Origin of the sequence: Roseimaritima sediminicola, from assembly GCF_009618275.1 — a bacterium.
In the GTDB taxonomy this organism is placed as follows: Bacteria; Planctomycetota; Planctomycetia; order Pirellulales; family Pirellulaceae; genus Roseimaritima; species Roseimaritima sediminicola.
Window position 1 is genome coordinate 38,767 of record NZ_WIAD01000044.1, and the last position, 10,276, is coordinate 49,042.

A 10,276-nucleotide genomic window follows, 5' to 3' on the forward strand; every position below is an offset into this window, starting at 1 on the left:
TCCAAGCACTGGCTGGAGCGTTTTACCCCTACCGGTGCGTCAAATTCTGATTTCAGGGCAGCCGATCTCGCCAGAGATTAAATCGAGGCGGCGAAAAGGTCCAAAGTCTGGCGACTTCAGCTACGGCCAGACCCTAAGATCAAACTGATGACGCAGCACTAGGCGTTGGCGGCCGAGTCGAGGGCTTCTTGCAGCTGGGCCTTGGGGCGAACGCCGATAAAGGTTTCGCTGACTTCGCCGTTGTTGAAGACCAACAGCGTGGGAATCGTGTTCACCTGATAACGCTGGGCGATCTCCGGATAGTCGTCGATGTTCAGTTTACCGATTTTGACGTCCGGATTGTCGTTGGCCAATTCGTCGATCATCGGCGCGATTTGGCGGCAAGGACCGCACCAGGGCGCCCAAAAATCCACCAAGACCGGTCCCGAGGCTTTCAGAACATCCGAATCGAAGTTATCAGCCGTGAATTCAGCTACGGCACCTGCCATTTTTGCACCTTTCAGTAAAGTACGTTCCAGCGGATTGCAAGGAGCTGGCTGCCGATTTGTCGGCCAGCCAACCCACAATGGTTCTAATACGCTTTCGTAGCAAGTACCAGACCACTGCCTTGGAATTGTAGGAAGGCGGTGCGAGCTGTCAATTTACGCAGGTTGGAAATTACAGATAATGCGGGGCATCGATCGCGTGCATGACCTGTGGCCGGGCATCGTCGGTTTTCCAGGGCAAGGTCCCCTCGTACCGGCGGAATTCCACGAACATCGCAATCACGGCCACGAACATGAACAGCATGCTTAGCAGCAGCATGACGGTGTAGACGTTGGCGCTTTGTTTGCGATTGGGCTCGATCCGATTCGGCTCATTCAATAGTGGTGTCGACACGGTCGCCCTCGCGAATGGTTCCAAGTGAGTAATCAGGCAGGATTTCCGCGACCGCCCGGTCGGGTTCGGTGCGGCGAACCTGCACCCGTCCCAAGTACTGTTTGCCGCGAGTGACCTCCAACAGGTGGCCTTTTCGCAGCCCTTCGTCGTAACCGATCGACAATTCCACCAGCCGATTCGGACGATCGATCACCAGCACCGTGCCGTTCCGCTCCGGAGGAGCACCGTCGATCGCGTCGTTGATATTGATTCCATGGGCTTCGGTCACCTCGGTGAACCGCGTCACCTGGGCCAGCAGCGATTCGTTGCGTTCTTTCTGGACTTCCAACAGTCCCCGCAGCGAATTCATCCGGTCGGTCAACTCCAGCGTCCGAGCGAACAACTGGTCGCGGTCCTCCTGTTCGGCGACGATCTGCTGCCGCAGTTTTTCGTTGTCGGCCGTCAGCCGCGTCAGCTCCTCGGTGATCTGCAGGTCTTTGCGGGTCAGGACGTCTTTCTGTGCCAACAGACTGCTCATCGCCCCTTCGGCCGTTTCCAGCAGCTGGGTCTTCTCGTCCAGTTCGGTCTGCAAGGCGGCCAGGGCGGTGCGGCGAGCGACCTGTTCGGCCGCCAACGCTCGCTCGACACGGACTCGAGCGTCCTCCAGTTCCTTGTTTTTGCGGGCGTATTGCTCAACCTGTTCCTTCAACCCGCCCGGCTTGACAATCTCGTCGCGCCAGTTGCGGTGCGAAGCATTTGCCGCCAGAGCCAACGCCATAAAGACGGCGCTCAGGATGAAGATCATGAAGGTGAAGCACTTGCCAAGAAATGTCATCGTGCAGGTTCTCTATGAGACAAGGTGATTCCGGAATCGGAATGCGGTATCCAGGACTCTATTCTAGCTCTCCGAACCAAGCTGGACGCAAAAATCAAAGGCACTAGCCGCGGAGAAGAAAGCGAACGAAGCCATCTTACAAGCGAAGTATAGTTACGGGATAAAATGAGTGTCAACGAAAACAGGTAATTTCGGCACTCTGCGGGGCTTGGCGATCGGGTCGCACCGGAAAACAGGGGCCACTGTGTAGGCGACAACGGCCCGGCCAAGCGAACAACCGCCAAAACCGGCGCAACCGTGTGGCATAGGCCCCCCAACGGATGAAACAAAAGCTGACGACGGATGCAGAGAACTCGATTTCGCGGCTACTGGCTGCACTATGAGAATGGCGAAGCGGCCGCGTCGATGATTCGCCAAGCCGAGGAGTTCCCGTCGTTCTTCACCCCCCAAGGTGAGCGGCCGCGGATCATCGACGGCGGCTCGAACATCGGCGTTTCGATGCTGGAATGGAAAAGCCGCTGGCCGGGGGCGCGTGTGGAGTGTTTCGAGCCGGATCCGGCCGCCTTCGCCGTGCTGCAGAAGAACATCACGGCCAACGATATCCCGGGCGTCACCTGCCAGCATGCGGCGCTGTGGCCCGAACCCGGCTCCGCCCCCCTGTACGGCGACCTGGGCCGCGGCGGCGACGCCCGTGGCAACTCCCTGGTCGCCGCTTGGGGGAATCGCGCCGCGAGCAGCCAGACCGAGGTGCCTTGCCAACCGCTGTCGACCCTCCTGGACCGCGGTCCGGTGGATTTCCTGAAACTGGACATCGAGGGCGCCGAGCAACGGGTGCTGGCCGAAGCCGGCGAGCGGCTGCGCGAGGTCGCGGCCCTGTACGTCGAGGTGCACGAGACCGACGCGGACCGAGACCACAATTCGGCCGATGCGATCCTGGGGCTGTTGGACTCGGTCGGGTTCGCCACCGAACTCGAATCTCGTTACGACCCCCATGCGTTGCCGCCGGCGCTACGATCCTGGCAACAGGCCGTGGGCGCGAGCCAGAGCCAGATCCTCGCCTGGCGCTGAACTTCGACCCCGATACGCTACAATCATTCCTTCCACCGCTTCTTCCTTTCCCGCTTTGACCCGCGATGCTGACAGACGACGAAAAGAAAAAGGTGCTCAATCGCCTGCGGCGGATCAACGGCCAGGTGGAAGCCGTTGGCCGGATGATCGAAGCCGACGAGCCCTGCGTCAACGTGCTGATGCAGCTGTCCGCCGCGACCGGAGCGCTCTCCAAAGTCGGTCAGATCGTCCTGGAAAACCATCTGAAGACCTGCGTCGAAGAAGCCATCCGCAACGGCGATGCGGACGATCGCAAGCAGAAACTGGAAGAGCTGGTCACGCTGTTTCGCAAATACGCGTCGACGAATACCTGAGCGTCGCATATGTGGCATAGGCTTCTAGTGGTGCGTCAAAGCCGAATTTTAGGGTAGCTGATCTCGCCAGAGATTGGATTGAAGCGGCGAGAAGGCCCAAAGTCTGGCGCGGTTCAGCTACGGCCAGACCCTAAAATCTAACGCTGACGCAGCACCAGCCTGTGGGGCCCCCGGGCTTCCGCTCGGGCCGGTCAGTGAAACCTTGACGACGGCGTCAATAAAGCGAGAGGTAGCCGCTGTAGCGTTCCGAAAATGATACCCGTGACCGGTATGCGGCCTGACCGGCTGGCGTGCCGGCCGTTTGCCTCTTGCCAGTCCTGGCGAGGCGTGGCAACTTGAATCATTCTCATGAAAACGGGTGATATTCGTGACCTCCCGATCCGCGACAGCAACGACCAACCGGACCGCCGATCGCCGCCACCGGCTCAGCCGGCTACGGAAACGATGGGCCCTGACGGTACTGCTGGGCCTGGCCGCCACGTCGGGATGCGCCGCGAATTCATCCTGGCTGGCGCTCGGCCGCTCCGGCGCCGACGCCGCCACGCTCGCCGTGGCTGCGACCGTGCCGCAAACGGCGGCGCAATCCGCCCCGGCAACCGAACCCCCGACACCACACGAATCTCTGGCGCCACACGAACCCGCGGCGCTGCTGGCCAGCACGGCGACGGTCGGGTACGAAGTCGACGCGCCGGTCGCCCATGCGCCGGCAGGCACCCAGGCCGTGCAGAACCGCTTTGCCGCTGCGCTCAGCGAAGCGCCACCGATCCAGTTGTTCGCCGCAGCTCAAGCGGGGGCCGGCGACGACGAACCGGCTGACAACGCCGCCGCGACGGATCCGCCGGAGGCTACTGAAACGGTTCCGGCCGGCGAGGCCATTTCGGACGGCCCCACCGGGGCGTCGGTCCAGCAGCTGGTCCAGGCGGCCCTGGCCAACCATCCGCGGCTCCGCGCGGCGCGGCACCGTGTCGCCGCGGAGACCCAGCGGATTCCGCAGGAACGAGCTCTGCCCGATCCCACATTCAACAACACGTTTTGGCCGATCCACGATCAAGCCCTGCAGACGGCCGGCGGTCGCGTCGGCAATCAAATGTCCCTGACGCAGAGCATCCCCTGGAAAGGGAAACGCGAGACCAGAGCGGCAATTGCGGCACGCGAGGCTCAGGTGGCTCGGGCGGAAGTCGAACGGATCGAACGCGAGATCGCCGAAGCGGTGCGGTTGGCCTACTACGAAGTCTGGTACGCCGATCGAGCGATCGAGATCACACGAAAGACCCAGGAATTGGTCGACGACCTGGTTCGAGTGGCCGAAGCCCGCTACCGCAGTGGCGGCACCCAGCAGGACGTGCTTCGCGCCCAATTGGAACTGGATCGCCTGGACGACGAACTGGTCGAGCTGGAGCAGCAAAAGGCGGTCGCCCAGGCCGATCTGGCGGCGCTGCTGCAACAACCCGTCCGTTTGGTGCCCCTGGTCCGCGACCAAATGGATCTGCCCGAAGACCGCCAACAACTGATCGAACTGGTCGCCGTGGCCGAAGCCAACAACCCCGAACTGCAAGGCTTGGCCTGGGAGCTCCAGCGGGATCGAGGGCGGCAGCGGCTGGCCTGCATGCAGCAGTACCCGGACCTGCAGGTCGGCCTCCATTGGGCTTTGATCAGCGACGACCACAATGTGCTCAGCCCGGTCGCCAACGGACACGACAATATTAATTTCTCTGTTGGCACGACGCTGCCGATCTGGCGCAGCAAGATCGACGCCGGGATCCGCGAAGCGGCACACCGGGCCAGCAGCACGGCGCTACGCCGAGAGGCCCGCCGCGATGAAATCATGGGCCAGCTGCGACGACTGGTCGCCGAAGCCGACGCGGTGCTCGAGCAGCGGCGGCTGTACGAGGAGCGGATCATTCCCCGCACCGAAGCCACGCTGAAGCTGTCGGTGGCCGACTACCGCGGCGGGCGCAGCGACTTTTTCAGTCTGACCGAGACGTATCGCGAGCTGTTGCAGTTCGAAACACAGCTAGCCCGCTTCGATGCGTCGCTCGCCGCGATCCTCGCCCGCATCGACCGCCTCGCCGGCGTCCCCCACCAACCGTGGTGAGCGGAAGAGGAGGGGGATTGCAAAGTGCGAATTGCCAATTGCAAAGTGCAAAGTGCCTGACTCCGGCGGATTCTATGCAGGGTTCAGAGCGGTAGGAGGCGATGTTTTCTCCCCTCTCCCCCGCTGCGCCGCGAGCGTCAGCGAGTGAAGCAGTGGTGGGAGAGGGGAGAAAACCACTCTTCTCCTAAATAGATTCCGCCGGAGTCAGCGAATCTCAAATCTCAGATCTCAAATCTCAAATCGAGCACGAGCACGAGCACGAGCACGAACACGATTCAAACTCGCCACTCGCAACTCGCCACTCGCAACTCGCCACTCGCAACTCGCCACTCGCCACTCGCCACTCGCCACTCGCCACTCCTACCAACTACCGCTGGGGTTCGCGGATGTAGTACCGTTTGCGGGGTGCCGGCGGGGAACTTGACGCTGCGTCGTGCGGCTGGCTGCGCGTTCCAAAGCTGGCTTTCAGGGCGGTTACCGTGCCCTCGCTGGCCGCCGCCGCGGCCGGCCGCTGGAGACGCGTGCCCGTTGGTTCGCTCACCATACCGGCCGGCGACGGCGGCGAGGCGTCTGCAACCTGGGCGATCGATTCGCTGGACCGCTGCGGCCAAGGTTCTGGCTGCGTTGTAGGCCCTGGCTGCGTCGAGGGTGGGGCGGCGACGGCCAGCGGCAGATCGGTCTGCCAACCGGCGCCGGACTGCGCCAAGTTTTCGGTCCGCGGCGGTAATTGGTACTGGATGTCGGCGCCCGAACGCTTGCGTTCTTCGATCATCTCCAGGGCCTCGTACCGTCGAGCGATCGCCGGGGGCGTCGCCAACGGGACAGCCACTTCGGTGTAGTCGGTGGGCAGCGGCGGTGGAGCCGGTGCGGGGGCCGGTCGCGGGGAAAGCTCTGCCGGCGATGGCACCCACGCGCCACGCGGCTGGACTTCGACCAGAGCCGTGGGCTGGATCGTCTCGGGCGCCGGATCGGCCGCCTCACTGGATGCCGAGGACGGTTCGGGAACACGACGAAAAGGCAACGCCGCCAAGACCCCGAGAAACAGGATCGGGATGCCGTAAGAGATCGTACGCACGGAGGGAACCTCGGGTGGGGGCCGCGGAAGTGCGCGCGACCACAGGCTCTCTTCCCTGAGTTGAAACATCCAGCTTCCTACATCCATCGGTTATCGGCCGGCCGGCAACAAGCCATGACCGACAATTCTCCGCCCCGCACAACCGCTACGACCCGCACCGTTTGACGGCATTCGTTTCCAGACCGTGTCTAGGCGAATCGAGCCGATCCGGTCATGCTTGGATGGTGCGTGTATCAAACGCGGCAAAGGCTTCTATGCTGGTGTTCCAGCCCTCACCGGCTGGAAACCTGTGCCGCGGATTGCGAAGTTGTTTGTTTGCTACGAGTTCGATGTCTGAGTCCGACGTTTTTCCTCCGCTGATCGATCGCTGTTGGGTACTCTCCGGACCGACGGCCAGCGGCAAATCCTCGCTGGCCATCGCGTTGGCGGAACGGATCGGCGGCGAGATCATCTCGATGGATTCCATGGCGGTGTACCGAGCCATGGACGTGGGCACGGCCAAACCCGACGCCTCGCAGCGGCGCCGAGTGCCTCACCACTTGATCGATGTGGTCGATCCCGATGAAGCGTTCAGCGTGGCGTGCTTTCTGAAGCACGCACATGAGTTGGTCGAGCAGATTCACCGTCGCCGGCGCGTGCCCATCCTGGTTGGCGGCACGCCGATGTATCTGAAAGCCGTGCTGCGGGGTTTCGATCCCGGGCCGCCAGCCGAATGGGAGTTTCGTCGTCAGGTCGAACGCGACGTGGCCGAGTTCGGCCTGGAAGCGCTCCGCGAGCGACTACGACAAGTCGATCCGCTGGCCGCCCATCGGTTGCATCCCAACGACCAACGGCGGATGGTGCGGGCTCTGGAAGTGGCCCGCGCCGGCGGCATTCCGCTCAGCCATCGCCAGTTGCAGCTGGAACAACAACGCGCCGCCTCGCAGTGCCGCGTGTTCGCCTGTGCGTGGCCGCGGGCGGAGCTGCACCGGCGCATCAATCGCCGCGTCGAACAGATGTTCGCCGCCGGTCTGGTCGAGGAGACCCGCGAACTGCTCCGCCGCTTTGGCCGGCTGAGCCGAACCGCGGCTCAGGCCGTGGGCTACGCCGAAACGATCCAGCACCTCGAGGGTCGCTTGACCCTCGCACAGACGATCGAACAGGTCCAGACGCATACCCGCCAGCTGGCTCGCCGTCAGGAAACCTTTCTGCGCTCCCTGGGCGAACGCACCGAGCTGGACATGGCGGCCGCGTTTTCAGGTAACGCTGACGTCGACGCCGCAGCGCAGGCCCTGTGCCAGCGCATGATCGAACATCGCTGAGCAGGCTCACAAAAAAACCCCCTGGGCACCAGGCACAGGGGGCGGTGTGAATCAGCGAAGCGGCGGAGCCTATTTGGCGCCGACCAATTGCTGCTTCTTCTCTTCGATGATCTTTTCCTGGACGTGCGGCGGGGTCTGCGAGTACTTCAGCAGTTCCATGCTGAAGGTACCTTGACCCTGCGTCATGCTGCGCAGGTCGGTCGCGTAACCGAAGGTTTCGGCCAGCGGCAACTCGCACATGATGACACTGTTTTCACCCTGCGTGTCGGTGCTGGTAATCAGACCACGACGCGAGATCACGTCGCCGACGACCGAACCCTGGAAGGATTCGGGACATTCGATTTCGACGCTCATGATCGGCTCGAGCAGCACCGGCGAAGCCTTGCGGAAGTGCACACGGAAGCACTCCTGAGCACAGGTGTAGAACGACTTTTCCGAACTGTCCACATCGTGGTAGCTGCCGTCGTCCAGCTGGATGCGGGTGCCCACCACCGGGTATTCGGCGATCGGTCCCTTGCCCAGCGAGTCGCGGAAGCCCTTCTCGATGGCCGGGATGTACTGCTTGGGAATCCGTCCACCGACGACCTTGTCTTCGAATTCGAAGCTGTCTTCGCTGTCGCTTTCGATCGGCGTCAAGGTGCCAACGATGTGACCGTACTGACCCGAACCACCGGTCTGCTTCTTGTACTTGTGGTTGAAGGGCACTTCGACCGTAGGCGCTTCGCGGTAGCTGACCTTCGGAGCACCGACTTCGACGTCGACTTTGTATTCGCGACGCATCCGTTCGATGTAAACCTCCAGGTGCAACTCACCCATGCCGCTGATCAGAATCTCGTTGGTTTCCTCGTCGGTGAAGACGCGGAAGGTGGGATCCTCTTTGCGGAACCGCTGCAGGGCTTTGCCCATCTTGTCCGAGTCGGCACGGCTGGTCGGGTTGACGGCCATTTTGATGACCGGTTCGGGCACGAACATACTTTCCAGCGTGCAGAAATCACGCTCCGGAGCGTAGGTGTCCCCCGAAGCACAGTCGATGCCCATCACGGCGATGATGTCGCCGGCCTTGGCCTCGTCGATCTCTTCCCGCTTGTCGGAGTGCATTCGCACGATCCGGCTGAACCGTTCCTTGCGTCCGGTACGCTGGTTAACGTAGGTACCGCCCTTTTTGATCGTACCTTGGTAGATCCGCATAAAGGTCAACTGGCCGAAGGGATCGTCGACGATCTTAAAGGCCATGCCCACAAACGGCTGGTCGGAATCGGGCGTCAGCTCGATGCGTTTCGCTTCGTCCTTGGGGTCGCGACCACGGATTTCACGATCCAGCGGGCTGGGCAAGTACTTGATGACGGCGTCGAGCAGCGGCTGGACACCCTTGTTCTTGTAGGCGGTGCCCATGTAGACCGGCGTTGCTCCACCGAGCACGGCGTCGCGGGTGGTCTTTTCGAGCAGCTCTTCGGGAATCTCTTCTTCGCTCAGCAGCAACTCCATCATCTCGTCGCTGTACATCGACAGCGATTCGAGCATGTGGGCGCGAGCCGCTTCGGCTTCGTCCTTCAAGTCGTCGGGGATTTCCTGCTCGACAACCTCTTCCCCTTTCGCACCTTCGAAGTACAGGGCCTTCATGGTTCGCAGGTCGACCACGCCGCGGAAGTTATCTTCGGCGCCGATGGGCAACTGCATCAGAAAGGCTTCCGCCCCCAGCTTCTCGCGCAACTGTTCCACGACACGCTGCGGGTTGGCACCGGTGCGGTCCATCTTGTTGATGAATGCCAGACGCGGGATCTGGTAGCGTTTCATTTGGCGGTCGACCGTGATCGACTGGCTCTGCACACCGCCGACGGCGCACAGCACCAATACGGCTCCGTCCAGAACGCGCAGCGAACGTTCGACTTCGACCGTAAAGTCCACGTGGCCGGGGGTGTCGATCAAGTTGATCGGGTGACCTTTCCATTCGACACTGGTCGCGGCGCTGGTGATCGTAATCCCCCGCTCCTTCTCCAGCTCCATGTGGTCCATCGTCGCGCCGTCGCCATCGCCGCGGACATCTTCGATCTTGTGAATCCGGCCTGTATAAAACAGTACCCGTTCCGACAGGGTGGTTTTCCCCGAGTCGATGTGGGCACTAATACCGATATTTCGCAGTTTCTCCAGACTCATTCGTACACCTGGGCAGCATAGGGCCGGCTGAGCCACGTACCATTCTTGGGCATTGGGGCTCGATATCCGGCGGGTGGGATAGGGAACTATTTGGTTTGGGGCGTTCGCAGAGACCGCGGTTGGAAAGATATACAACCACGAAGCGGCCAGCGATTTCCACCGTCATCACGGCGGCGTGACCACCCAGCCGAGCGGTCGAGTCCGCACAACTTGGGGCTATTGGGCGATTTTCGTCCAGTCCACGGGATCGGCAATATCGCAAACACAGTATGAATCGGAAAGGTCAAATCGATCGTTTCTGGCCTAAAAAACCGCAGCCTAACTCGCTTCGGCCAGCTCGGCTGGAGACGCCCAGCCCCATTCTAAGTGGCCGACAAGACGGCTGAGAGACACCGCTCCGGCGGGCGGGGTTCGCCGCAAGGCGCCCCAGGCCGACGCTACAGCCCGCCAGAGGGGAACCAGCCGCCGACGAAAGAAGCCGGGACACGTCAGTAATCTGGGATTCCAAATCTCAAATCTCAAATCTCCTGACTCCGG

Annotated in this window: 9 protein-coding genes; 4 read left to right on the forward strand and 5 right to left on the reverse strand. The window is 62.0% G+C overall.

Annotated features, from left to right (window positions below; all coding sequences use genetic code 11):
* Nucleotides 1-158: 158 nt before the first annotated feature.
* The 3 genes from trxA to GE027_RS17705 all read right to left on the reverse strand — a co-directional run bounded on the left by trxA (nt 159) and on the right by GE027_RS17705 (nt 1,636).
* Nucleotides 159-488, reverse strand: coding sequence for a thioredoxin (trxA, locus tag GE027_RS17695; protein WP_153558552.1), 330 nt, complete (start codon nt 486-488; stop codon nt 159-161).
* Nucleotides 489-657: 169 nt separating this feature from the next.
* Nucleotides 658-864, reverse strand: a complete 207-nt coding sequence (locus tag GE027_RS23130; protein ID WP_153558553.1) for a hypothetical protein — start codon at nt 862-864, stop codon at nt 658-660.
* The gene (locus GE027_RS17705; protein ID WP_202617454.1) at nt 857-1,636 is read right to left on the reverse strand and encodes a hypothetical protein; all 780 of its coding nucleotides are present in this window, start codon (nt 1,634-1,636) and stop codon (nt 857-859) included. Before GE027_RS17705 ends, GE027_RS23130 begins: the two co-directional genes overlap by 8 nt.
* Before the next feature lie 399 nt (nt 1,637-2,035).
* Between GE027_RS17705 and GE027_RS17710 the strand changes: the two genes are divergently transcribed.
* The 3 genes from GE027_RS17710 to GE027_RS17720 all read left to right on the forward strand — a co-directional run bounded on the left by GE027_RS17710 (nt 2,036) and on the right by GE027_RS17720 (nt 5,209).
* Complete coding sequence (locus GE027_RS17710) at nt 2,036-2,761, forward strand: FkbM family methyltransferase (protein ID WP_153558555.1); 726 nt, start codon at nt 2,036-2,038, stop codon at nt 2,759-2,761.
* A gap of 65 nt (nt 2,762-2,826) precedes the next feature.
* Nucleotides 2,827-3,114 carry a metal-sensitive transcriptional regulator gene (locus tag GE027_RS17715; RefSeq protein WP_153558556.1) on the forward strand — a complete coding sequence of 96 codons (288 nt, stop codon included), beginning with the start codon at nt 2,827-2,829 and terminating at the stop codon, nt 3,112-3,114.
* 367 nt (nt 3,115-3,481) lie between these two features.
* Complete coding sequence (locus tag GE027_RS17720; RefSeq protein ID WP_237607621.1) at nt 3,482-5,209, forward strand: TolC family protein; 1,728 nt, start codon at nt 3,482-3,484, stop codon at nt 5,207-5,209.
* A 367-nt stretch (nt 5,210-5,576) separates the two neighbouring features.
* Here GE027_RS17720 and GE027_RS17725 read toward each other — a convergent pair whose 3' ends face one another.
* Nucleotides 5,577-6,284 carry a hypothetical protein gene (locus GE027_RS17725; protein WP_153558557.1) on the reverse strand — a complete coding sequence of 236 codons (708 nt, stop codon included), beginning with the start codon at nt 6,282-6,284 and terminating at the stop codon, nt 5,577-5,579.
* A gap of 329 nt (nt 6,285-6,613) precedes the next feature.
* On the opposite strand from GE027_RS17725, the gene miaA reads away from it, so the two are divergent.
* Nucleotides 6,614-7,585, forward strand: coding sequence for a tRNA (adenosine(37)-N6)-dimethylallyltransferase MiaA (gene miaA, locus GE027_RS17730; protein ID WP_162006787.1), 972 nt, complete (start codon nt 6,614-6,616; stop codon nt 7,583-7,585).
* 69 nt (nt 7,586-7,654) lie between these two features.
* Here the strand turns inward: miaA and fusA are convergent, their stop codons facing one another.
* Nucleotides 7,655-9,739, reverse strand: a complete 2,085-nt coding sequence (fusA, locus tag GE027_RS17735; protein WP_153558559.1) for an elongation factor G — start codon at nt 9,737-9,739, stop codon at nt 7,655-7,657.
* Between the last annotated feature and the right edge of the window lie 537 nt (nt 9,740-10,276).

Bases quoted from the DNA above. Each gene is read 5' to 3' on its own strand.
- miaA (WP_162006787.1), top strand. From the start codon at position 6,614: ATGTCTGAGTCCGACGTTTTTCCTCCGCTGATCGATCGCTGTTGGGTA.
- GE027_RS17705 (WP_202617454.1), bottom strand. From the start codon at position 1,636: ATGGCGTTGGCTCTGGCGGCAAATGCTTCGCACCGCAACTGGCGCGAC.
- GE027_RS17710 (WP_153558555.1), top strand. From the start codon at position 2,036: ATGCAGAGAACTCGATTTCGCGGCTACTGGCTGCACTATGAGAATGGC.
- trxA (WP_153558552.1), bottom strand. From the start codon at position 488: ATGGCAGGTGCCGTAGCTGAATTCACGGCTGATAACTTCGATTCGGAT.
- GE027_RS17715 (WP_153558556.1), top strand. From the start codon at position 2,827: ATGCTGACAGACGACGAAAAGAAAAAGGTGCTCAATCGCCTGCGGCGG.
- fusA (WP_153558559.1), bottom strand. From the start codon at position 9,739: ATGAGTCTGGAGAAACTGCGAAATATCGGTATTAGTGCCCACATCGAC.